Below are 21,487 nucleotides of genomic sequence, written 5' to 3'. Positions count from 1 at the left end.
TCGCCGTCTCCTTGCTCGGTGATCGTTGACTCGACGAGCCTAAGGACACCGCCAGGCGAGGTGCTTCTTCATTCCTGATCGCTTCTCACATCGCATGACGCTGCAGCGACAGCGGTGGCGAACCACAGCGTGGTCTCGCCGTAGACCTTGCTGTCCTCGGCCTGCAGACCCTCGGGCCAGGTGGGCTCGCCCGCACGGCTCGACTGCTCGAGGACGACGACGGCGCCCTCCGCCAGCCAACCGGGCCGGGTGAGCAGCCGGAGCACCCTCTCGATGCCCAGGTCGTACGGCGGGTCGATGAACACCAGGGTCGATGTCCGCGTGGGCGCGCGGCCGGCGAGGAGCTGCTCGACCTTGCGAGAGATCACGGTCACGGAGTCGGCGAACCCGATCGAGCGGGCGTTGGAGGTGCAGACGGCCACGGCGGTGCGTGAGGAGTCGACGAGCACAGCGCTCGCGGCGCCCCGCGACAGCGCCTCCAGACCCAGCGCACCCGAGCCCGCGTACAGGTCGAGGACCCGGGCGCCGTCGAGGGCCCCGCGGTGGTCGAGCCGCGAGAACAGCGCCTCCCGCACCCGCTCGCTCGTGGGCCGGGTCCCGGTGGCGGGCACCGCGAGGCGCCGCCCACCCGCGCTACCGCCGACGATCCTGGTCATGATCGGTTGCCCGACTGGTTGCCCATCGCCTGGGCGAACGGACCCTTCGGGTCCGGCACGTGCGTGCCGATCGCGATCGCGAGAAGGGTCGCGGCCAGCTGCCACGGCAGCAGCGTCACCGGTGAGGCGACGGCGACGACGCCCAGGATCAGCGGCACCAGGCAGATGACCACGATGTCGGGTCCCTTGGCGACCATCCCGAACAGACCAGGCGGGATCGGCGGCCCCATCGGGTTCGCCACCAGCGGCTTCGACCAGTCGGCCGCCTTGCGGTACGCGCCGCGGATCGCGCCTGCGGCGAAGGTAGGGGCGGCGACGGCCGCCAGCGGCAGCCACTCGCCCACGTCGAGGCCGGTGAGCGCGGCCCAGACCCCGACCGTGACCATGCTCCAGATCACGAGCACGAAGCCGGGCCAGATCAGCCGGATGCGACGAACGTGCTCGGCTGCGACCGGGAAGGCGCGGTCGAGCACGGGCGCCATCTCGGCGCGGCGCGCACCCTCGGCGCACGCGAGCGCGGTGGCGTAGCCGGCGACCAGCAGGGCGACCAGCGTGGTCCAGCTGGCCCACCCCGCGAGCGTGACGACGATCGGGACGAGCCCCCAGACCACCACCGCGATCACGTGGCGCCGCGAGCGCAGCGTGACCAGCGCGTCGCCGGAGACCAGGGCCGTGAGCGGGCCGCGTACCCACCCGAAGCCCCGGGAGCGGCGCCTGCTGTCAGGCTGCGAGGTGATGCTGAGCGCGCGGCCCAGCTCGCGGGTGTCGAGCGAGGTGACGGCACCGGCGGCGTAGGCCGTGACAGCACCGCGCGCCCGGATCTGCGCGCCCGAGATCCCGTCGAGGTGACGTTCGGTCGAGATCAGCAGCAGCACCGAGGTGACCAGCAGCACGGCCACGAGCGCGAGCGCCACGACCGAGGGCGGGGCGGACGGTGCCGGCGGGCGCAGCAGCACCACGGCGAGCGCCAGCAGCGGTGCGAGGACCACGAGGCCCTCACCCAGCGCGACCGCCGGGTGGGCCGCCCTGCCCGAGCGGCCTACCTGGGTGCGCGCCACCGCGAGCACGGTGGCGAGCCCGAGGGTGGCACCGACCCCGGCGCCGAGTCCCAGTCCCGAACCGCTTGCGCCGGCGAGCGCGGCGGCGAGGACGCCGATACCAGCACCCACCGCTGCGGAGACGATCGTGACGATCCGCAGCCGCGGGTGCAGCAGGCCGCGCCTGTCGGCAGGCGTGGGCAGCAGCCACGCCGCCTCACCACCACCGAGACCGATCGGGCCGAGCCGCGCGGCGAGGCTGACGGCGGACCCGACCGCGACGACCGCGATCGCGATCCCGAGCCACGCCGGGTCGAGCACCGCCTCGGCGTCCGCCGGCCGCAGCTTCGTGTTGAGCAGCTGGGTGGCACCGAACGCCATCGCGGCCGCGACGAGCAGGCTGAACACGAACGTGTAGACCTCCTCGAAGAGCTCACCGACGGCACCGCCGCCGTGGGCCTCGGTGGCCTGCCGGGTCAGCTTGCGCAGCTCCCGCCCGGTGATCGGCGTCGCGTCCGCGAGGCTGGTCACAGCGCCTCGATCGCCGCGGCCGCCTGCTCGGGCTTGACCACCCGCACCTGGTCCTCGCCGATCAGCAGCGCCTTGGTGGCGACGGTGCGCACCAGCACCGGGTCGTGGGTCGCGAGGATGACACCGCCGCCGCCGGTGCGCTCGGCCACCAGCCGTTCGGCGAGGCGGTCCCGCATCCCGGCGTCGAGGCGCTGCTCGGGCTCGTCGAGCAGCATCAGGGTCCGCGGCCGCACGAACGCCGAGGCGAGCAGCAGCCGCCGCCGCTGCCCCGAGGACAGCGCGGTGGGCAGCGCCTGCTGCCGTGGCGCCAGCCCGAACTCCTCGACGACCTCGGTCACGAGATCGCTGACCTGGGTCATCCCGTGCCCGCGCGCGGTCAGCAGCAGGTGCTCGCGCACGGTGAGGGCAGGGAGGTAGGAGTCCTCGTCGAGGACGACGGCGACCTCGGCACGGAACCTCAGCGACCGCTCGTCCACGGGCTCGCCGAGGACGTCGACGTGGCCGCCGAGCGGCTCCAGCAGCCCGGCCGCGGCACGGAGGAACGTGGACTTGCCGGTGCCGTTCGCGCCGACGACGGCGAGCGCCTCGCCGCGACCGAGCGAGACCTTGATCGGCGGGCACACGGCGGACTCGGGGGTGCTGCCGTATCCGACGAGAAGGGCCGTGGCGCGAACGAGCAGGTCGCGTTTGTCAGACACGGTCCAGGAACTCCTCATGGTCGGGGTCGACGAGCTGGGTGATCGCTGTCAGCAGCTCAGGGTGGTGCACGAGATTGGGGTCCTCGCTGATGAGCGCGCGGGCGTCGGTCCGTGCCCGTTCGATGATCGCGGCGTCCGCGATCACTCGCAGCAGCCGCAGCGAGCTGGCACGGCCGGACTGCGCGGCACCCAGGATGTCACCTTCGCGCCGCTGCTCGAGATCCGCCTCCGCCAGGCGGAACCCGTCGAGGGTGTCGGCGAGGATCGTCAGCCGCTCGTGGGATGCCGAGCCCTCGTCGGCCCAGCTGACCACGAGGCAGGTGCCCGGCTTGCTGCCACGGCCGACGCGCCCCCGCAGCTGGTGCAGCTGCGAGAGACCGAACCGGTCAGCGTCGAGGACGACCATCATCGTGGCCTCGGGCACGTCGACGCCGACCTCGATCACCGTGGTGCTGACCAGCACCGGGACCTCACCGGAGGCGAAGGCGGCCATCGCCGCATCCTTCTCCTCGGTGCCGAGGCGGCCGTGCATGATGCCGATCGACTCGGCGTCCAGGCCGCTGAACCTCCTGAGCCACGCCGCAGCATCCTCGACGTTCGCGGTCTCCCCGGGGCCGCCGTCGACCAGGTCGGGGGCGGCGGGCGGGCGCTTGCGCTCGCCCTCGGGGGCGAAGAGATCGAAGACTTCCGCCCCCTCCTCCTCCTGGCTGGAGGAGATCCGGGGCGCGACCACGTAGGCCCGGCCCCCGCCGTCGACCTCCTCCGCGACCTTCGACCACACCCGCTCCATCCAGCGGGCGTTGCCCGCGTGGACGACGTGGGTGGCGATCGGCGAGCGGCCGGCGGGCACCTCGCGCAGCGTGGAGACCTCGACGTCACCGAAGAACGTCATCGCGACCGAGCGCGGGATCGGGGTGGCGGTCATGAAGAGCTGGTGCGGCATCACCTGGCCCTTCGCGCGGAGCGCGTCGCGCTGCTCGACGCCGAAGCGGTGCTGCTCGTCGACGACGACGAGGCCGAGGTCGGCGAACTGGACCTGGTCTCCGAGCAGGGCATGGGTGCCGACGACGATGCCCGCCTCTCCCGAGGCCGCCTGCAGCAGTGCTTTCTTGCGTGCGGCGGCACCGAGGGAACCGGTCAGCAGCGTCACCCGGGTGCCGTTCGTCGCGCCACCCAGCATCCCGGCCTCGCCGAGGGGGCCGAGGAGCGTGGTGATGGTGCGGAGGTGCTGCTGGGCGAGCACCTCGGTGGGGGCGAGCAGGGCGGCCTGCCCGCCGGCGTCGACCACCTGGAGCATGGCCCGCAGCGCCACCACGGTCTTGCCCGACCCGACCTCGCCCTGCAGCAGCCGCTGCATCGGGGTACCGGCGTCGAGGTCGCGGCTGATCTCGTCGGCGACGGCAACCTGGCCGCCGGTGAGCGTGTACGGGAGCTGGGCGTCGAACGCGTCCACCAGACCATCGGCGACCGCGGGGCGGGGTCGCGCCTCGAACGCGGCGAGATCCGCACGCCGCCGCGCGAGCGCGGTCTGCAGCAGGAACGCCTCGTCGTAGCGGAGCCGTTCGCGGGCGCGCCGGACATCGGCGAGGTCCTCGGGCATGTGGATCCCGCGGAGCGCCTGGAACTCGGACACCAGCGCGCGATCGGCCACGATCGTGGCGGGCACCGGGTCGAGCACATCGGCCTCGGTCATCGGGTCGAGCAGCGTGCGGACCGCGTCGCGCACCTTCCAGCTCTGGAACTTGATGGTGGCGCCATAGATCGGGACGGGGCGGGCGGCCTCGCGCCTGGCGGTCTCCTCGTCGTCCCAGGAGTCGAGGGGCTCGACCTCCGGATGGGTGAGCTCGCGCTGGCCGTTGAGGCCCTCCTTCAGGGTGCCGGCGAACATCGCGACGGTGCCGACCTTGAGCTGTCGCTCGAGGTAGCTGGCGAGGTAGGCCTGGCGGGCGAAGAAGGTCAGCGGGAGGGTGCTGGTGCCGTCGGAGATCGTGACGGAGATGATCTGCAGGCTCCGGTTGCGCGCGTACCGGGTGCTGAGCTGGACCACCTCGGCGATGTAGGTGACCGACTCCCCTGGCGCGCCCGCGTTGAGCGGTGTGTACGCGCCTCTCTCGACGTATCGCCGCGGGTAGTGCCGCAGCAGGTCCTCGAAGGTCTCGAGCCCGAGCTTGGCGAGCTCGACGCCGGTCTTCTCACCGAACTTGCGGCCGAGCTGCGAGCGCGCACCGACAGCCTTCGCCTTGTGCCCGCTCACCCGTGCCACGGCTGTGATGGTATCCGCGGCCACCGACGACGCGGTCGGGTGGCTCAGGCCATCTCGCAGTAGTCGCACTGGCCGCTGGCCGGCAGCGAGGTGTGGTGCACCGGGCACCGATCGGGCTCCGGCTCCTCGCGCTTGCTGGACTTCGGCGTGCGGCGGGCGACCACCTGCGGTGTGAGCGCCGCGACGCCACCACCGGCGGGCAGGTCGGTCGCATAGCGCTGGTAGCAGAGCAACCGGTGCTCGGCGGCGTACGTCTCGACGTCGGTGCCCGCCGGCGGCGTTCCGGTCTGCGGGTACAGCCTGCCCATCGTGCCGTCGTGGTGCACGCACAGCGACGTCAACGGGGGCTCGCTCGGCTCGAGGCTCTTGGCGACACCCTCGAGCAGCCACCCGATCCACTTGGACACCGCCCACCGGGTGCGGATCCCCGACAGCCCCTGCACGCGTGCGGCGAGCGCGGCATGCGTCACGACGCCGTGATACTCGCCGGCGACCTCGATCAGCCGCTCGCGCGCCAGCGGCACCCAGACCTCCAGAGCGTCCGCGAAGTCGACGCGTGAGCTGTCGCTGACACGGTAGGTCCCCCGCGGGATCGTTCTGACCGGTGCGGACTCAGACCCGCTGGCTTCGCTCATGTCTCCGAGGCTACGCTGCGCCAGCGATCCTCATCGGCCGTCGCGTCCGGACAGTGCGGCACCGCACACCGACCGTGTCGTCGCAGCCTCGGGTCTCGGTGTAGACTTCCGTGGTTGCCCTGGGCTGTTCGCGGCCCGGCGACCCGACGTGTACCCGGCTGTCCACCGTGATGGCCATCGAGCTAGGAGAATCCCGTGGCCTCTACGTGTGACGTGTGCGCCAAGTCGCCGAGCTTCGGCCACAGCATCTCGCACTCCCACCGCCGCACGAAGCGTCGTTGGAACCCGAACATCCAGACCGTCCGCGCGATGGTCGGTGGCACGAAGACGAAGATGAACGTCTGCACCAGCTGCCTCAAGGCCGGCAAGGTCCAGCGCGCGATCTGATCTCGTCGCACTCGCATCGAGCCGTTCACCGATCCGGTGAGCGGCTCTTCGCGTCTGTCAGGGAGGCACCGTGACCTACCAGGTCCGTGAGCCGCGCGTCGTGGACATCGAGGCGATCGCGGCGATCAACGTCCGCGCCTGGCAGCACGCCTACGCCGGCCTGATGCCCGCCGACTTCCTCGCCTCGCAGGAGAGCGCCCCGCGCGCGGCCGCATTGCGCGAGCGGTTCCGCACCGGCACGTGCGCGCCGGGGTTCGTCGCCGTCGACGACACCGGCACGGTCGCGGGGTACTGCTGGTTCGGCGACTACCGCCCCGACGACGACGCCCCCTGCCCTCCCGGCGAGGGCTGGGGTGAGATCTACGCGATCTACGTCGACCCGAGCGCCATCGGTACCGGAGCCGGAGGCGCCCTCATGACGGCGACCCTCGAGGCGCTCGCGCCTCGTCCCGTCGCGCTGTGGGTCCTGGAGGGCAACGCCCCTGCCCGCGGTTTTTACGAGCATGCCGGCTTCCGCCCGGACGGCACGGCCGCCGACTTCCGCGCCGGTGGCCTGCTGATCCCCGAGCTCCGCTACACGCTCCGCCGTGCGTGACGCGGCCAGCACACGCTACTGCTGCACGTAGGTGACCAGCTGGTCGCGCTCGTCCTGGAGCTCGTCGAGGCGGTTCTTCACGACGTCGCCGATCGAGACGATCGCGTGCAGGCGGCCGTCCACGACCACCGGCAGGTGCCGCACCCGCAGGTCGGTCATGCGGCGTGCGAGCGACTCGAGCTCGTCCTCCGGCTGACAGGTCTCGACGTCGACGGTCATGATGTCCGCGACCGTGCGCTCCAGCACGCCCGCGCCGTCGGTGTGGAGACGGCGGACCACATCCCGCTCGGACACGATGCCCACCACGGTGTGCCCGCCGTCCGGGGACACCACGAGAGCACCGATCTTGTGCTCGTCGAGCTGCGCGATCAGGTCGGCGACCCCAGTGTCCGGAGCCACCGTGACCACATCCGCGCCCTTGCGTCTGATCACTTCGGCGATACGCATACCCCACGGTAGGACAGCGTGACCACGCGGGTGGCACGAATCGCACGCTCGATGCGGTGGCAACCGGTTGCGCCGGCGCGAGCAGCCGTTCGAGCGTGGACCCTGGCCCGGCTCAGGCCCGGAAGTGGTCCCAGCCGATCCCCTCGACAGCCGGCGCCGCACCATCCAGGGTCACGCCCACGCTTCCGTGCCCGACCACCCGACCGATGGCCCGGAAGCCACCGGGCAGGGGGGTGCGGGGAGGAAAGGTCGCGAGCAGGCCGTGGTCCTCGCCACCGGTCAGCGCGAGCGCGAGCGGGTCGACGCCGAGCGTCTCGGCCGCTGCGTGCACGACCTCGTCCACGAGGCCTGCTCGCTCCAGATCGATCACCACCCCCGACGCGGTCGCGACCCGGCCGGCGTCGCGGAGCAGCCCGTCGGAGACGTCGAGGAGCGCGGTGGCACCGGCGTCGGCCGCCAGCGGGCCGTCATCGAGCGGCGGCTGCGGACGGAGGAACGCCTCGACGACGGCACCCACCTCGTCCGCCCGGCCGGCCTCGAGCCCGGCCAGGCCGGCCGCCGCCCACCCGATGCGACCGGAGTGAGCCACGACGTCGCCGTCGCGAGCACCACCGCGCAGCACCGGGGCTCGGCCACCGAGGTCACCGAACGCCGTCACGGCGACCATCAGGTGCTCCCCTGCGGACAGGTCACCCCCGACGACCCCGACGTGCGGGCCGCACCCCGCTGCGAGCCCGCGGGCGAGCCCGAGCACCCAGTCGACCTCGGTGTGCGGCGGCAGCACCAGACCGACCAGCAGCCCGGTGGGGCCGGCTCCCATCGCCGCGACGTCCGCGAGGTTCTGCGCGGCGGCCCGGTGCCCGATGTCCTCGGCGGTGCCCCAGTCCCGGCGGAAGTGGTGCCCCTCCACGAGCAGGTCGGTGGTGACCACCACACGAGCGTCGGGGGCCGCGAGCACCGCGGCGTCGTCACCGGGGCCGATCAGCGTCAGATCACCGAACGGCAGCAGCGGCGCGAACCGGGCGATGAGCTCGGTCTCGTCGAGGTCGCGGACCCGCTCGCTCGAACCGCTCACCAGCACGACCTTCCCGCCTGCGTCTGCACGAACTGCCACACTGTAGGCGACCAGACTCCTGCTCGGCGAAAGCGAGATCACCCACGTGCGTATCCTCCTCAGCGGCGGCACCGGCATGATCGGTTCGGCGCTGCAGCGGGTCGCTGAGCGCGAGGGCCACGAGACCGGACTGCTCGTCCGCCGCGAGCCGCGCGCACCGCGCGAGTGGCGCTGGGACGCCAGCACCGGCCGCGCGCCGGCTGAGGCGATCGAGTGGGCCGACGCCGTCGTCAACCTCTCCGGCGCTTCGATCGGTCGGGTGCCCTGGACCCGGGGCTACCGGCACGAGCTGGTGCGGTCCAGGATGGAGGCGACCCGCGCCCTCGTGAGCGCGATCGAGAACGCGCAGGAGCCGCCGTCGGTGATGATCAGCGGATCCGCGGTCGGCTTCTACGGTGACCGCCCGGGCGAGCTGCTCGACGAGACCTCCGGCGCGGGCCACGGCTTCCTCGCCCATCTCTGTCGGCGCTGGGAGGCAGAGGCGCGCGAGGCGGCCGAGACCACGAGGGTGGTCACCATCCGCACGGGTCTCGTGCTGGCCGACGGCGGAGCCCTGGCCCCGCTGATGCTCGCCACCCGCTTCGGGCTGGGTGCGCGGATGGGCCCGGGCACGCAGGTGTGGCCGTGGATCGGGCTGGCCGACGAGGTGGGAGGGATCCTGCACGCGATCACCCACGAGGAGGTCAGCGGGCCCGTCAACCTGGTGGCGCCCGCGCGGAGCACCAGCGAAGACGTCACTCGTGCGCTCGCCGAGGCCATGGACCGTCCGCACCTGCTCGCGCTGCCGTCCTGGCTGCTGCGGCTCCCGCTGGGCCCCGCCGCCGACGAGGTGCTGCTGCTCAGCCAGCACATCGCGCCCGGTGCGCTGCTCGGCTCCGGGTACGAGTTCGCGATGACGGACCTGGACGCCACGATCAGCGCCCTGCTGCGAGGTGAGGAACGGTGACCGGCCACCGGGGCGACGTGGACGGCAGCGAGACGACTCGGGACGACGGCCGGCACGAGAGCACCAACGAGCGCCTCGACCGCAACTGGGCCGAGATCCTGCAGGAGCTCCGGGTCACGATGACCGGCACGCAGATCGTCAGCGGCTTCCTGCTGGCGCTCGCCTTCACGGAGCGGTTCGAGGAGCTCGACTCCTACCAGCTCGTGGTGTACCTGGTGCTGGTCGGCGTGGCGGCGCTCGCGACCGCGGTGAGCATCGCGCCCGTGGTGGTGCACCGGGTGCTGTTCCGCAAGCTGCGCAAGCACCAGGTGGTCCAGCTCGGCTCGGGATACCTGATGAGTGCGGCGATCCTCGTGGCCGTGCTCGCCGTGGGCGTCTGCCACCTGATCTTCGACTTCGTGGCGGGGCGCGCCGCGGGCGTGATCGCCGGCGTGGTGACGCTGATCGCCGTGCTCGCGCTGTGGGTGCTCCCGTTGACGATGCGCGACCACGACCGCTCCGCGTGATCGGCAGCAGCACCCGGACGCCCTACCCTGAGGGCGTGGCACGAGCATCGCGATGGCGGCAGATCGGGGTCGCCGGGATCGTGCTCGGCGCGCTTCTCGGTGCGGCCTCGTGCGCCGCTCCGGCTCCCGTGGACCCTGCCCCCAGCGCGAGCGAGCCGGTGTGCGCGGTGCTGCTGCTCGCCCTCCCCGACGTGGTCGGAGGCGAGGAGCGGCGCTCGACCACGAGCCAGGCGTCCCGTGCCTGGGGCGATCCAGCTATCGTGCTGCGCTGCGGTGTCACGCCGCTCGGGCCGACGGTCGAGGGCTGCGTCACGATCGCCGCCGGTGACGGCACCGAGGTCGACTGGGTCGTCACCGAGGAGCAGGACCGCACGGCGTTCGTGACCTACGGGCAGCTCCCCGCCGTCGAGGTCACGATCCCTCGGGACTACGCGGGCGACCAGACGATCATGACCGAGCTCAGCACCGCCGTCGCCGAGCTCCCGCGCGACGGCGATCGGGAGTGCCTCTAGCGCAGGCCCACCGGGCGCTCGAGCGCGAGCTCGATGAGCTCGGCGATCAGGTCGGCGTAGCTCATGCCTGCGGCCTGCCAGAGCATCGGGTACATCGAGAACGGGGTGAATCCGGGCATCGTGTTGATCTCGTTCACCAGCACATCGCCCTCGGGCGTGTAGAAGAAGTCGACCCGCCCCAGGCCCTCGCAGTCGAGCGCCTCGAACGTGGCTGCCGCGAGCGACTGCATGCGGCGCTCGACCTCGGGCGGCACGTCGGCGGGGATGCGGATGTCGAGGTGCTCGGAGTCGAAGTACTTCGCCTCGTAGTCGTAGAACGCGTGCTCGGTGCCGACCACGATCTCGCCCACCCCGGTGGTGCGGGGCGGCTCGTCGCCACGCCCCTGCAGGACCGCGCACTCGATCTCCCGGCCGTTGATGCCCGCCTCGACCAGCACCTTCGGGTCGTGCTGCTGAGCGGCCTCGACGGCGGCGGCCAGGTCCGCGAGGTCGTCCACCCTCGTGATACCCATGGACGAACCCGCTCGCGCCGGCTTGACGAAGACCGGCAGGCCGAGCTGCGCAACCGCCTCCACGCTTGCCTCGCGCTGGGTGCGCCACTGCCGGTTCGTGATGGTGACGCTCGGGCCGATCGGGATGCCGGCGCCCGCGAGCACGACCTTCATGTAGTGCTTGTCCATGCCCGCGGCCGAGGCGAGCACGCCGGAGCCCACGTACGGGATGCCCGCCAGCTCGAGCATGCCCTGGATCGTGCCGTCCTCGCCGAACGGACCGTGCAGCAGCGGGAGCACCACATCGACCCCCGCGAGCTGCTCCGGCAGCGCGCCGGGCGCCGTCACGGTGAGCGCACCGGAGGCGCCCATGGGCACGGTGATCTCGGCGCCCTCGCCGTCGGTGACCTCAGGGATCCGCCCGGGCGCGATGGCCCAGCGGTCCGCCTCGTCGGCTGCGACGACCCAGCGGCCCTCCCGCGTGACCCCGATCGGCACGACGTCGTAGCGGTCGCGATCGATCGCCGCGAGGACTCCTGCGGCGGTCGCGCAGCTGATCGTGTGCTCGGAGCTCTTGCCGCCGAACACCACGGCGACCCTCGTTCTGGTCATCGCGCTCAGGCTACCTGCCGGGCCTGCCCGCACCGTGCACCCGGCGCGCGCCCGTTCGCGCGCACCTCCGCCTCGCCCACCCCGGCGCGTCGAGTTCGGTGCAGGGCGAGGAGTCACCGTCACCTCGCCGTAGGCTCTGTCCGTGACGGGCCGCAAGACACTTCGCACCGACTCGCTCGTGGTCGCCGCTGGGCGCCCGCCCCGGGAGACGGGCGCCCCGGTCAACCCGCCGGTCGTGCTCTCCTCGACGTACATCGGAACGGGCGAGCCACAGCCTGACGACCTGCTCTACGCGCGCTACGACACCGAGTCGTGGCGGCCGCTGGAAGAGGCGCTCGGGGCGCTTGAGGGCTCGAGCCGGCGGGCGTTGGTCTACGCCTCCGGGATGGGGGCGGTCACCGCCGCCATGGCGCTGGTGCCGAACGGCGGCACGCTGGTCATCCCGCGGCACTCCTACAACGTGGCGCTGATCGCGGCGCGAGCGCACGCCGAGCAGCGCGGGCTCACGCTCGTCGAGGTCGACATCGCGGACACCACCCAGACCACCACGGCGCTGGAGCAGGCGGACTCCCCCACCCTGTGGCTCGAGACCCCGACCAACCCGATGCTCGAGATCGCCGACATCCCCGCGCTCGTCGCGGCGACCCGCTCCCGAGGCGGGCTCGTGCTCGCCGACAACACGTTCGCGACGCCGCTCGCGCAGCAGCCCCTCGCGCTGGGCGCGGACGTCGTCGTCCACTCGGTCACCAAGTACCTTGCCGGGCACTCCGACGTCGTCATGGGTGCCGCCGTCACGGACGACCCCGAGCTCTGGGCGAGGCTCAAGAGCCACCGCGACGTCCACGGCGCCATCCCCGGGCCGTGGGAGGCCTGGCTGGCCCTGCGAGGGCTGCGCACGCTCGCTCTGCGGGTGCAGCGGTCGCAGCGCAGCGCGCTCGATCTCGCGCAGCGTCTCGAGGCTCACCCGGCGGCGCTCGAGGTCCGCCACCCGGGCCTGCCCAGCCACCCCCAGCACGAGCGGGCGGCCGCCCAGATGAGCGGCTTCGGCTCGATCATCACCCTCCGCCCGCACGGCGGTGCGCTCGCAGCCACGGCGATCGCCCGCACGGTCCAGCTCTGGGTCCCGGGAACCAGCCTGGGCGGCGTCGAGTCGTTGATCGAGCGCCGGCGTCGGCTCCCCTCCGAACCGACCACCGTGCCCGAGGACCTGCTCCGGCTCTCGGTCGGCATCGAGGACGTCGAGGACCTCGCCGAGGACCTCCTCGCGGCGCTCGGGGCCAGCCAGGGATGAGACTGCCCAGCGAGATCCGCGTCACGCTCGCCGAGCACCGCTCCGAGCGTCACGCCGATGCTGAGGAAGACGTCCACTTCACGCGAGCACTCGCCCGCACGGTGATCGAGCACCTCAGCAGACCGGGCGACATCGTCCTCGATCCCTTCGCGGGGTTCGGCACCACGCTCGTGGTCGCGCACGAGCTCGGCCGCACCGCCGTCGGCGTCGAGCTGCTGCCCGAACGCGTGGCGAGCATCAAGGACCGGGTACCGGCCGCCGTCGTGCTCGAAGGTGACGCCCGCGGCCTGCTCGCCCTCGCCGACGCGGGCGCGCTCGGTCTGGCGCGCTCGTCGGTCGCGCTCGCCCTCACCTCGCCGCCCTGGATGACGTCGAACGACCACCCCGCGAACCCCCTCACCGCCTACGAGACCGACGACGGCGACTACCGCAGCTATCTCGCCGGCCTCGCCGACGTGGCCGAGCAGGTCGGTGAGCTGCTTCGCCCCGGGGGTCATCTCGTGCTCGACGTCGCCGACATCGCACACGACGGTCAGCTCACGCCGCTCGTCGCCGATGCGAGCGCGGCGCTGGCGCCGGTGCTGGATCTCGTGGGGTCGATCCCGGTCGTCTGGGACGAGCTGCCGCACGATCTCGTGTCCAACCGCCTCGTCGTGTTCTCCAAGCCCTGACCACAGCCGCCGCCTAGGCTGATCGGAACCGAGCCGAGGAGGACGCCGTGCGACGCGGAACCATCAGGACCATGCTCACGATGGCTGCCGCTGCGAGCTTGCTCGCGGCCTGCGGGAACGGTGGCGGCGACGACCCCACCACCGCGCCCACGGACGACGCCACCACCACGGCCGAGCCCACCGACGAGCCATCCTCCGACGACCCCACCACACAAGAGCCCACCAGCGATGGTCCGACCGACGGCACCACCGGCCCGCCGTTCCCGGCGGAGGCCGCCGACCAGAACAACGAGTCGTTCGAGAGCGAGCTCAAGCTGGTGGAGATCCGGGTCGCCGAGCACCCCGGGTTCGACCGGTTGGTGCTGGAGTTCGACGGTGAGGGTGAGCCCGGCTGGCGGGTGGGCTACGTCGAGAGCGCCGCTCGTGAGGGTAGCGGTGAGCCGATCGACCTGGAGGGTGACGCGATCCTGCAGGTCTCGGCCACGCACGGGATGCCCAGCGACATGACCGGTTACTACGACGGCCCCCAGCAGTTCGACCCCGACACCGAGGTCATCGACGACGTCTTCGTGGACGGCGCCTTCGAGGGGTACACCACGGTGTTCCTCGGGCTCGACGAGGTCGAGGTGTTCCGGGTCTTCGTGCTCACCGAGCCGTCTCGCCTGGTCGTCGACGTGCAGGACAGCTGACCCGCCGTAGCTCCCTGTCCACCGACCCGGCACGCGCGTAGCCGGGGGCGTGAGCCTGCCCGGCGCCGTTGACGCTGCCGCCGACCCGCGCTAGCCTCGACTTTCTCGAAGCGCGTTCGATATTGTCGAACGAACTGGGTCAACGGCGAGCAGAGAGCATCGATGGCAGACCACACAGGTTCAGCACCTGAGGCAGCAACCCGCACACCCCGGACACCGATCCAGGCGATCGACCGTGCGATCGCACTGCTGGACGCGGTGGCCGAGGGCGGGCCACACGGCATGACGCTCGGCGCCCTGGCCGACACGACACAGCTGGCACCCTCGACCGCTCGCACCATCCTGTCCTCGCTCGTCACGCACGGACTGATCGCCCAGCGCGGCAGCGGCAGGAGCTACACCCTCGGATCCCGGTTCTTCGAGCTCAACCGTCGGTTCGCGATGCAGGCGGACCTGTCCGCGGTCGCTGCGCCGGTGCTGCGCGCGCTGTGGGAGCGCACCAACGAGACCGTGCACCTCACGGTGCTGCAGGGCACCCGTCGTCTCGACCTCGCCGTGCTCGTCAGCCTCCAGCTGCTTCGCGTCGACCCGACCTCGGCCGGCTACCTCGATGCCTCGGCATCACCGCTGTACAAGACGGCCGCCGGCAAGGTGCTCTTCGCCGGCCTCTCGCGCTCGGACCGGCTCGCCATGCTGCGCACGGCGGCATGGCACGACGACCACCCACCGGCGCCCGAGACGCTGATGGCCGACATGGACGCGGTCCTCGCCCAGGGCTACGCCACCAACCTCGAGGAGGAGGCCGTCGGGGTCTGCGGTGTGGCGGCTCCCGTGCGCGACCAGTCCGGCGGCACCGTCGCAGCGGTGTGCCTCGGCTACCCCTCCACGCGACACACCCCCGACCACGCCGTCCTGCTGCGCAACGAGGTCCTCGGCGCAGCGGCAGAGCTCTCCGCGCTGCTGGGCGGCGACCCGAGCGGGAGCGCGCGATGACCGAGCACTACGACGTCGTGGTCGCGGGCGGCGGCCCTGCAGGCTGGCCCGCGGCGGCGCAGGCAGCGCGCCTCGGCGCTCGCACGCTGCTGATCGAGAAGAACGGCGCGCTCGGCGGCACCACGACGGTGGCCGCGGTGGCCCTGCCTGGCCTCTTCCACGCCTGGGGGCAGCAGGTCATCGGCGGTATCGGCTGGGACGCGGTGGCGCGGTCGGTGGCCGAGGCGGGCGGCGCGATGCCGGACTTCACCCACTGGGACCAGCCGCACTGGCTCCTGCAGGTACCGGTGGTGCCGGGCATCCTCGCCGGGATCATCGACGAGACCGTCGTCGACTCCGGCGCGGAGCTGCTGCTGCACAGCATGCTCGGCCAGGCCCGCTGGGACGGCGAGCAGTGGCAGCTCACGATCGCCACCAAGGAAGGCCTGTACAGGGCCACCGCCGCGGCCCTGATCGACTGCACCGGCGACGCCGACGCCGTCGCCCTCGCCGGCTTCCCTCGGCGTACCAGCCCGCGCCGCCAGCCCGGCACGATCATGATGCGGCTGGAGGGCTACGACCTCGAGCGGCTCGACGCCGACGCGCTGCAGACAGCCCACGACGAGGCCGTCCGCCGCGGCGAGCTCGAGCCGGCCGACCTCGCGCACAAGCAGGTCCGGTCGTTCCTGCGGTCGCACGGTGAGAACGCCACCCACGTGGTCGGCATCCAGGGCGGGACCAGCGCAGACCGCACGGACGCCGAGCTCGCCGGGCGCCGGGTGCTCCGGCGTGTGCTGCGCTTCCTCCGCGCTCAGCCCGGGCTCGAGGACATCCGGCTGGCCTGGACCGCGATGGAGACCGGCGTCCGGGAGAGCTGGTCGATCGAGGGCCACGAGTGCGTCACCCTCGACGACTACAGCTCGGGGCGCGCCTGGCCCGACGCCCTCTCCTACTCCTTCTACCCCATCGATGTGCACCGCCCCGACGGCGACGGCATCGACATCCGGCCGCTCACCTACGGCACGGTTCCCACGATCCCCCGCGGGGCGATGATCCCGGTGGGCAGCCAGCGGATGCTGGTGGCCGGCCGATCGATCAGCGGCGACCAGGAGGCAGCCTCGGCCTATCGGGTGCAGGCCTCCTCGATGGCGATGGGGCAGGCGGCCGGTGCGGTGGCCGCGCTCGCGGTGTCGCGCTCGTGCGACGTGCACGAGGTCCCGATCCCCCTGGCCCGCGACGTGCTGCGCGGCCATGGCGCCATCGCGCCCGGCGACGTCACCGTGCCGCCGCTCGAGCAGAACCAGCCCCCAGCAGACCCCGCATCGAAGCGAAGGAGAACGGCATGAACAGCACCTCTCGACCCTCCCGGCGGCACATCCTGCTCGCCGCGACGGCGGCGGGCGCGACCGGCGCCCTGGCCGCGTGCAGCGGATTCGTCAACTCCGGAGACGAGGGCAGCGGCGACGGCGGCAGCGGTGGCGACACCGTCACCGCGTACGTCAACACCGAGCAGAGCGCCGGTCTGGGCGCACTGATCGAGGCGTTCGAGGCCGAGTCCGGTCTCACGGTGGACATGTCGTCGGCGAGCACCGACGAGCTCAACCAGCAGCTGCGCGTGCAGCTGACCTCCGGCACCGCGTCCGACCTGATCCGGGTGTCCCCCGGCTTCTCGAGCCCGGTCGCCGCCGGGGTGCTCGGCCAGGAGGGTGAGCTCGCCGACCTGTCCGACGCCTCCTGGGCGGGCGACCTCACCCCCGACACCCAGTCCCTGGCCGAGGTGGACGGGCAGGTGATGGCGTTCCCGGTCAGCCGCAACGCCATCGTCATGGCCTACAACCGGGACGTCTTCGAGCAGGCAGGCGTGGAGGTGCCGACCACCTGGCCGGAGCTGCTCGCGGCGTGCGAGGCGCTCGCCGCTGCTGGCGTCACACCCATCTCGACGCCGTTCCAAGGCGGCATCTTCTTCCAGTTCTGGGTCTACGCCATGGCCTCGACGCTCGTGTACCCGGTCAACCCCGACGTCGACGCGCAGATGGCCTCCGGCGAGACGACATTCACCGACAGCCCCGAGTGGAACGAGGCGTTCGCGCGCATCGCCGAGCTCAACGACGCCGGATACTTCTCCGATGGCATGCTGGGCGTGCCGCCGGACCAGGGCATGCAGTCGGTGGCCACCGGTGAGTCCGCGATGGTGCTGCTGGTCTCGGCCGGGCTGCCGCAGCTGTACGGCTACTCCGAGGCAGGCGAGGAGGGCTTCGGCGTCTTCGCCCTGCCCGCGACCGAGAACGCCGGCGACACGCACGTGCCGCTCGCTCCCGACTTCCTCGCGGTGAACGCCAACGCGACCAACCCCGAGGGCGCAAGGGCGCTGCTCGACTTCCTCGCGCAGCCGGAGAACGTCGAGGCGTACGCCAACGAGATGGGCGTGCTGCCAGGGCTCGGCGTCGAGGTCAGTCTGGAGTCGACCGCGCTCGAGCCGATCATGCCGCTGCTGGACGAGGGTCGCAGCACGGGGTACGCCAACTACCTGTGGCCCAACGGCGACGTCCAGCAGACCATGCTGCAGTCGGGGCAGGAGTGGCTCGACGGCACGATCGAGACCGCTGACCTGCTCGGCCAGATGGACGAGGAGTACGCGAAGGGCACTCCGTGACCCTCGCTCCGGCGTCGGCACCGGCGGAGGTCGAGGAACCACCTCGACCTCGCCGGGGGCGCTCGGGAGCCGCCCGGGTGGCGCGGATCCCGTATGCGTTCGTGGTGCCCGCGCTGCTCCTGTACGGGCTCGTGGTGCTGTACCCGACCGTCGCGGGCGGCGTGTACGCGTTCACGGACTGGACGGGTCGGCGCGTCGCACCGAGCTTCACCGGTCTCGCCAACTTCGCCGAGCTGCTGGCGGCGCCCGCGGCACGCTCGGCGCTGAGGAACACGCTGCTCATCGCTCTCTCGACGACGGTCCTGCAGACCGTGCTGGGGCTCGCGCTCGCACTCGCGCTGCACTCGAGCCTGCGCAGCCGCCACCTGCTCCGCACCCTGTTCTTCGCACCGGCGCTGCTGCCGCCGGTCATCGTCGGCTTCCTCTGGCAGTACATCCTGACCCCGCAGGGTCCGCTGAACGAGGCGCTCGGCGCCGTGGGCCTGTCCGCGCTGCAGCAGAACTGGCTGGGCGACGCCTCGATCGCGCTCGCCAGCGTCATCGGCGTGATCATCTGGCAGAACGCCGGCCTGACGATGGTGATCTACCTCGCCGGGCTGCAGGGGGTCCCGCCCGAGCTGTTGGAGGCCGCCGAGATCGACGGCGCGAGCCGATGGCAGCGGCTGCGGCGCGTGACGATCCCGCTGCTGATACCGGCGACCACGATCGCGATGTCGCTGACGCTGATCGGCAGCCTGAAGCTCTTCGACCAGGTCTACGTGATGACCGGCGGCGGGCCTGGCTATGCCACCGAGACGCTGTCGGTGGTCATGTACAAGGAAGCGTTCGTCTCGGGTCGCTACGGGTACGCCGCCGCGATCGCGCTGGTGCTGACGATGATCGTGTTCGCGTTCGCGCTGGTGCAGCTGCGCGGCCTGCGACGGTTCGAGGTCGACTCATGAGCGCGACCACCGGGGTTCGGGGCGCCCGCGCGCGCCGACTGACCACGGGCATCGCGGCCGAGCTGGGCATGATCGTGGTGGCGCTGCTGTTCATGTTCCCCTTCTACGTGTTCCTCTCGGTCGCGCTCAAGACGCCCGCCGATCTCGCGGCGTCCCCGCTCTCCCTGCCGACCGACCCGGCGTGGGCGAACGTCGCGGATGCCTGGCAGCGGGGCGGTCTCGGGCAGGCGCTCACCAACTCGGCGATCGTGACCGCCCTGAGCGTCGCGGGCCTGGTGGCCTGCGGGTCGACGGCGGCGTACCTGCTGGCGAGACGTGCGCAGCGCCTCTCGCTCGGGCTCTACCTGGTGTTCCTGCTCGGCCTGATGATCCCGCTGCAGCTCGGCATGGTGCCGCTGTACCAGCTGATGCGCGATGCGAATCTGCTCCAGACCTACACCTCGCTGATCATCTTCGAGGTGGGTCACCAGCTCCCGCTCGTGATCTTCCTGTACACGGGCTTCCTGCGCGCGCTGCCCCGGGAGTACGAGGAGGCGGCGCGGGTCGACGGCGCCGGACCGTTCACGAGCTTCTGGCGCATCGTGCTGCCGCTGCTGCGACCGATCACCGGCACCGTGGTGATCCTCAGCTCGATCAACATCTGGAACGACTTCCTGACGCCGCTGCTCTACGTGGGCGGCAGCGCCCAGCAGACGCTCCCGGTGGCGATCTTCGCGTTCCGGGGCGAGTTCGCGAGCCAGTGGCAGATCATCTTCGCCGGCATGGGGATCGCAATCCTGCCGATCCTCGTCGTCTACTTCCTGCTCCAGAAATACATCATCAAGGGCTTCGCCAGCGGCATCAAGGGCTGAGCGAGCAAATGAGATCGAGGAGGATCACATGACCATCATCACCACCCGACGCACGCTGCTGACCACCGGGCTGACCGCCGCGACAGGCCTGCTCGTCGGTGTTCCGCCGGCGCTCGCCGCGCCACCGCTACGACCCACCGAGGCGCCCGCCGGCACCGGTGCGCTGCCACTCGTGCCAGAGCTGGCGAGCGAGGTGGACCGGAGCTCGTTCGAGCCGCACGAGCAACGCTTCGCCCCTTACCTGGTGACGCTCGCGGCGATGGCAGGAGCGATCGACGACTCCGACACCGAGCTGCGCGGCTACCAGGCGGGCGGATGGTGGCGGACCCCGAGCGAACCGTTCAACGCCCGGATCAGCGAGCACGTGGCCACGTTCGCGTGGTTCCTCACCGCCGAGCGCAGCTGGAACCCCTACACCGGAGACCCCGCGCTGGCGGCGCGGCTCGACGCAGCCATCGACTACTACCTGCGGCTGCAGCACGACGACGGCTCGTGGCCGGAGTACTCCCCCGACGAGCACTCGCGCGCGGCGACGGCCTTCGCCCTGGGCTACCTCTCCAAGACGCTGGACCGGCTGCGGGGCGCGCAGCTGCTGCCCGAACGGTGCGAGGCGATCTCCGCGTCGTTGCGCCTGGCGACCCGGTGGTTCCTCGATCCTGACAACGCCGGTGTCTGGACCGGTGAGGTTCTCGAGTTCGCCAACCAGCCGGCCGCCGGGCTCGCGGGCGCCGCGAAGGCCCTCGCCCTGGACCCCGACCCGGAGCTCGAGGAGCTGCTGCTGGACCGGGTCGAGTACTTCGTCGAGCACGCGCAGAGCCCGGCGGGCTTCCTCTACGAGCCGCGCGGCATGGACATCGCGTACAACCTCAACGTCACGCTGACCGAGCTCCACGAGCTGCACGTCGAGCTCGGGCGCCCGGTGATGCTGGCGACGGTCCGGCGGCTCGCGGACTGGCTGCGGTACACGGTGGCTCCCGAACCCGACGGGGCCGGCCTCATCTGCTTCGCCTCGGGTGCCGCGCGGACGCCGATGGACTACCTCGACGCCGTCACGCGCGATCGCCAGCAGCGCGACCTCGGCTCGGTGTTCACACGCCAGGTGCCGGGGCTGTCGGTCTTCTACCCCGCCCAGGAGGACCGCGAGGCACAACGAGCCGCCTGGGCTGCTGCACCCGAGCCGGTGGAGCCGCTCGCACCCGGCGACACCAACCCGCGGATCCCGGCCAACATCCCCTACGGCGAGCGATACCCGACGCGCCGGCGTCGAGACGTCGCGCTGCGGACGCTGCCGGCGGTGCGCCACGAGAGGTTCACCGAGCTCCGCACCGACCCGCAGCACCAGCACTACCTGTTCGTCCGGCGGCCCGGCTACTACCTGCCGGCCTTCTTCGGGACCCGGCCGAACCAGGTGGTGCGCGCCGGCCTCGGGTTCCTGTGGCACCCCCGTGCCGGAACGTTCGTGCACGGCGCGCAGAGCTCGAACACCCTGTGCTGGGCCACGGTGCTTCCCAACGGCGGCACCGATGGCGCGTCGAACCTCACCGCGACCTACTACGACGGGCCGGTGGCCGACGGGCAGCTGGTCGAGCCTGGCGACGTGCACCAGCTCCGAGGCGATCTGGGGCTGCACTGGACGACGACCGGGGGCAACGTCACCGCGGCCGTGCTGCTGCACGACCACGGCATCGAGCGCCGGATCACGACCACGATGGACGGCGTCGAGCAGGTCCCGCTCGTGCTGGCGGCCGACGACGTGGTCGCGTGGGCGGACGGCACGGCGGTGAGTCGTGACTCGACCTCGACCGCGCTCGTCGGCGGCATCACGATCCGACGCGGCGAGGTGAGGCTCACGATCGACTGGGGGGACGCCGTCGCGGTCTCGCTGGAGCCGACGGACCGGACGTTCTTCGAGGACGCCTCACGCCGCTGCCACGTCCTCCGGGTGCCGCACGGGCTGTCCGGGCTGGTGCGGTATCGGTTCGACTGAGC

At 72.0% G+C, this 21,487-nt stretch carries 22 protein-coding genes; 14 read left to right on the top strand and 8 right to left on the bottom strand.

Features of this window, described 5'->3' with window-relative positions:
* Positions 1–68 precede the first annotated feature (68 nt).
* Genes rsmD through GPA03_RS01165 form a run of 5 tightly spaced genes read right to left on the bottom strand, consistent with a single transcriptional unit; the run spans position 69 to position 5,820 of the window.
* Positions 69–656 carry a 16S rRNA (guanine(966)-N(2))-methyltransferase RsmD gene (gene rsmD, locus GPA03_RS01185; protein ID WP_156250182.1) on the bottom strand — a complete coding sequence of 196 codons (588 nt, stop codon included), beginning with the start codon at positions 654–656 and terminating at the stop codon, positions 69–71.
* Positions 653–2,224 carry a DUF6297 family protein gene (locus GPA03_RS01180; protein ID WP_156250181.1) on the bottom strand — a complete coding sequence of 524 codons (1,572 nt, stop codon included), beginning with the start codon at positions 2,222–2,224 and terminating at the stop codon, positions 653–655. Before GPA03_RS01180 ends, rsmD begins: the two co-directional genes overlap by 4 nt.
* Entirely contained in the window at positions 2,221–2,922 is a 702-nt protein-coding gene (locus GPA03_RS01175; protein WP_241681019.1) for an ABC transporter ATP-binding protein, read from the bottom strand. Before GPA03_RS01175 ends, GPA03_RS01180 begins: the two co-directional genes overlap by 4 nt.
* Positions 2,915–5,185 carry an ATP-dependent DNA helicase RecG gene (locus GPA03_RS01170; protein ID WP_241681018.1) on the bottom strand — a complete coding sequence of 757 codons (2,271 nt, stop codon included), beginning with the start codon at positions 5,183–5,185 and terminating at the stop codon, positions 2,915–2,917. Before GPA03_RS01170 ends, GPA03_RS01175 begins: the two co-directional genes overlap by 8 nt.
* A 44-nt stretch (positions 5,186–5,229) precedes the next feature.
* The gene (locus GPA03_RS01165) at positions 5,230–5,820 is read right to left on the bottom strand and encodes a hypothetical protein (protein ID WP_156250178.1); all 591 of its coding nucleotides are present in this window, start codon (positions 5,818–5,820) and stop codon (positions 5,230–5,232) included.
* 195 nt (positions 5,821–6,015) lie between these two features.
* On the opposite strand from GPA03_RS01165, the gene rpmB reads away from it, so the two are divergent.
* A complete protein-coding gene (gene rpmB / locus GPA03_RS01160; protein ID WP_156250177.1) occupies positions 6,016–6,207 on the top strand; it encodes a 50S ribosomal protein L28 in 192 nt (63 codons plus the stop codon).
* A 70-nt stretch (positions 6,208–6,277) separates the two neighbouring features.
* Complete coding sequence (locus tag GPA03_RS01155; protein WP_156250176.1) at positions 6,278–6,802, top strand: GNAT family N-acetyltransferase; 525 nt, start codon at positions 6,278–6,280, stop codon at positions 6,800–6,802.
* 15 nt (positions 6,803–6,817) lie between these two features.
* Here GPA03_RS01155 and GPA03_RS01150 read toward each other — a convergent pair whose 3' ends face one another.
* Both GPA03_RS01150 and GPA03_RS01145 read right to left on the bottom strand, forming a co-directional pair.
* Positions 6,818–7,249 (bottom strand): CBS domain-containing protein, encoded by a 432-nt coding sequence (locus tag GPA03_RS01150; RefSeq protein ID WP_156250175.1) that lies wholly within the window; start codon positions 7,247–7,249, stop codon positions 6,818–6,820.
* Positions 7,250–7,361: 112 nt separating this feature from the next.
* The gene (locus GPA03_RS01145) at positions 7,362–8,324 is read right to left on the bottom strand and encodes a thiamine-phosphate kinase (protein ID WP_241681017.1); all 963 of its coding nucleotides are present in this window, start codon (positions 8,322–8,324) and stop codon (positions 7,362–7,364) included.
* Positions 8,325–8,409: 85 nt separating this feature from the next.
* On the opposite strand from GPA03_RS01145, the gene GPA03_RS01140 reads away from it, so the two are divergent.
* From GPA03_RS01140 to GPA03_RS01130, 3 genes are read left to right on the top strand one after another with little or no spacing between them, the layout of a single operon-like run.
* The gene (locus GPA03_RS01140) at positions 8,410–9,309 is read left to right on the top strand and encodes a TIGR01777 family oxidoreductase (RefSeq protein ID WP_156250173.1); all 900 of its coding nucleotides are present in this window, start codon (positions 8,410–8,412) and stop codon (positions 9,307–9,309) included.
* On the top strand, positions 9,306–9,815 hold the full coding sequence (locus GPA03_RS01135; protein ID WP_156250172.1) for a DUF6328 family protein: 510 nt from the start codon (positions 9,306–9,308) through the stop codon (positions 9,813–9,815). The genes GPA03_RS01140 and GPA03_RS01135 overlap by 4 nt, the downstream gene beginning before the upstream one ends.
* 35 nt (positions 9,816–9,850) lie before the next feature.
* Positions 9,851–10,327 carry a DUF3515 family protein gene (locus GPA03_RS01130; RefSeq protein WP_162458215.1) on the top strand — a complete coding sequence of 159 codons (477 nt, stop codon included), beginning with the start codon at positions 9,851–9,853 and terminating at the stop codon, positions 10,325–10,327.
* Here the strand turns inward: GPA03_RS01130 and GPA03_RS01125 are convergent.
* Complete coding sequence (locus GPA03_RS01125; protein WP_156250171.1) at positions 10,324–11,430, bottom strand: D-alanine--D-alanine ligase family protein; 1,107 nt, start codon at positions 11,428–11,430, stop codon at positions 10,324–10,326. The genes GPA03_RS01130 and GPA03_RS01125 overlap by 4 nt on opposite strands.
* 142 nt (positions 11,431–11,572) lie before the next feature.
* Here GPA03_RS01125 and GPA03_RS01120 point away from each other — a divergent pair, with 142 nt between their 5' ends.
* The 9 genes from GPA03_RS01120 to GPA03_RS01080 all read left to right on the top strand — a co-directional run bounded on the left by GPA03_RS01120 (position 11,573) and on the right by GPA03_RS01080 (position 21,485).
* Positions 11,573–12,721 carry a trans-sulfuration enzyme family protein gene (locus GPA03_RS01120; RefSeq protein ID WP_156250170.1) on the top strand — a complete coding sequence of 383 codons (1,149 nt, stop codon included), beginning with the start codon at positions 11,573–11,575 and terminating at the stop codon, positions 12,719–12,721.
* A complete protein-coding gene (locus GPA03_RS01115) occupies positions 12,718–13,392 on the top strand; it encodes a DNA methyltransferase (RefSeq protein WP_156250169.1) in 675 nt (224 codons plus the stop codon). Before GPA03_RS01120 ends, GPA03_RS01115 begins: the two co-directional genes overlap by 4 nt.
* Positions 13,393–13,439: 47 nt before the next feature.
* Positions 13,440–14,081: an AMIN-like domain-containing (lipo)protein gene (locus GPA03_RS01110; protein WP_156250168.1), complete on the top strand. Its 642-nt coding sequence runs from the start codon at positions 13,440–13,442 to the stop codon at positions 14,079–14,081.
* 162 nt (positions 14,082–14,243) lie between these two features.
* On the top strand, positions 14,244–15,074 hold the full coding sequence (locus GPA03_RS01105) for an IclR family transcriptional regulator (protein WP_156250167.1): 831 nt from the start codon (positions 14,244–14,246) through the stop codon (positions 15,072–15,074).
* Positions 15,071–16,399 carry an FAD-dependent oxidoreductase gene (locus GPA03_RS01100; RefSeq protein WP_156250166.1) on the top strand — a complete coding sequence of 443 codons (1,329 nt, stop codon included), beginning with the start codon at positions 15,071–15,073 and terminating at the stop codon, positions 16,397–16,399. The genes GPA03_RS01105 and GPA03_RS01100 overlap by 4 nt, the downstream gene beginning before the upstream one ends.
* Positions 16,396–17,706 (top strand): ABC transporter substrate-binding protein, encoded by a 1,311-nt coding sequence (locus tag GPA03_RS01095; protein WP_156250165.1) that lies wholly within the window; start codon positions 16,396–16,398, stop codon positions 17,704–17,706. The genes GPA03_RS01100 and GPA03_RS01095 overlap by 4 nt, the downstream gene beginning before the upstream one ends.
* The gene (locus GPA03_RS01090; protein ID WP_156250164.1) at positions 17,703–18,647 is read left to right on the top strand and encodes a carbohydrate ABC transporter permease; all 945 of its coding nucleotides are present in this window, start codon (positions 17,703–17,705) and stop codon (positions 18,645–18,647) included. Before GPA03_RS01095 ends, GPA03_RS01090 begins: the two co-directional genes overlap by 4 nt.
* The gene (locus tag GPA03_RS01085) at positions 18,644–19,498 is read left to right on the top strand and encodes a carbohydrate ABC transporter permease (RefSeq protein ID WP_156250163.1); all 855 of its coding nucleotides are present in this window, start codon (positions 18,644–18,646) and stop codon (positions 19,496–19,498) included. The genes GPA03_RS01090 and GPA03_RS01085 overlap by 4 nt, the downstream gene beginning before the upstream one ends.
* A 28-nt stretch (positions 19,499–19,526) precedes the next feature.
* Complete coding sequence (locus GPA03_RS01080; RefSeq protein ID WP_156250162.1) at positions 19,527–21,485, top strand: hypothetical protein; 1,959 nt, start codon at positions 19,527–19,529, stop codon at positions 21,483–21,485.
* Positions 21,486–21,487: the final 2 nt, after the last annotated feature.

The organism is Pseudactinotalea terrae (assembly GCF_009733845.1).
GTDB lineage: Bacteria > Actinomycetota > Actinomycetes > Actinomycetales > Beutenbergiaceae > Pseudactinotalea > Pseudactinotalea terrae.
The sequence above is the reverse complement of the archived record's forward strand: the minus strand, read 5'-3'. Positions and strand labels throughout refer to the sequence as shown.